Below are 949 nucleotides of genomic sequence, written 5' to 3' on the forward strand. Positions count from 1 at the left end.
CCATCGGCCGGTTCCTTGTGCGCCGGTGGACGGAGGGGTTCCTCCCCCGCGCGGGGGAGGAACCCCTCCGTCCACCGGCGCACAAGGAACCGGCCGATGGCGGCCGGCCCGCTCACATGCGGCGGGTGGCCACCGCCAGCCGGTCGCGGGCCTCGAACAGCGCCGCCCTGATGGTCTGTTCGTGCCCGGCCGTCAGCCGGGCCACCGGCACCGAGCAGCTCACCGCGTCGCGGGCGGGCGTCCGGTAGGGCAGGGCCACGCCGAAGCAGCGCAGGCCGAGGGTGCTCTCCTCACGGTCGACCGCGTAGCCCTGCTCCCGCACCAGCGCCAGTTCCTCGATCAGCGCCTCCCGGTCGGTGAGGGTGTGCGGGGTGACCGCCTCCAGCCGTTCCGGCAGCAGCCGGCGCACCTCCGCGTCGGTGTGGGTGGCCAGGACCGCCTTGCCCAGCGCGGTCGCGTGCGCGGGCAGCCGCCGTCCGACCCGGGTGAAGGGCCGCAGGTGGTGCTGGGACTGCCGGGTGGCCAGGTAGACCACGCTGGTGCCGTCCAGCCGGGCGAGGTGGATGGTCTCGGTGGTCTCGTCGGAGAGCCGGTCCAGCGCCGGACGGGCGGCCGCGACGACCTCGTCGCCGTCGATGTAGGAGCTGCCGACCAGCAGGGCGCGCACCCCGATCCCGTAGCGGGTGCCGGTGGCGTCGGTCTCCACCCAGCCGAGGTTCACGAGGGTGCGCAGCAGCATGTAGAGGCTGGACTTGGGCAGGCCGAGGTCGCTCTGGATGTCGGCCAGGCTGTGCAGGCCGGGGCGGGCGGCGAAGTGCTCCAGCAGCAGCACGGTCCGCACCGCCGACTTCACGGCCGCCGGCGCCGGCCCACCGCCCACGCCCACGTCCGCGGCTGCGACCTCGGCCCCTGCGGCGACCTCGGCCCCGGCCCCGGCCCCGGCCTGCAC

The 949-nt window shown here is 75.8% G+C and carries 1 protein-coding gene; it reads right to left on the reverse strand.

What is annotated here, in order from left to right; translation table 11 throughout:
- Positions 1 to 112: 112 nt before the first annotated feature.
- Complete coding sequence (locus tag EF918_RS36120; RefSeq protein WP_125653016.1) at positions 113 to 880, reverse strand: IclR family transcriptional regulator; 768 nt, start codon at positions 878 to 880, stop codon at positions 113 to 115.
- Between the last annotated feature and the right edge of the window lie 69 nt (positions 881 to 949).

It is taken from the genome of Streptomyces sp. WAC06614 (assembly GCF_003949795.1).
Taxonomy (GTDB): domain Bacteria; phylum Actinomycetota; class Actinomycetes; order Streptomycetales; family Streptomycetaceae; genus Streptomyces.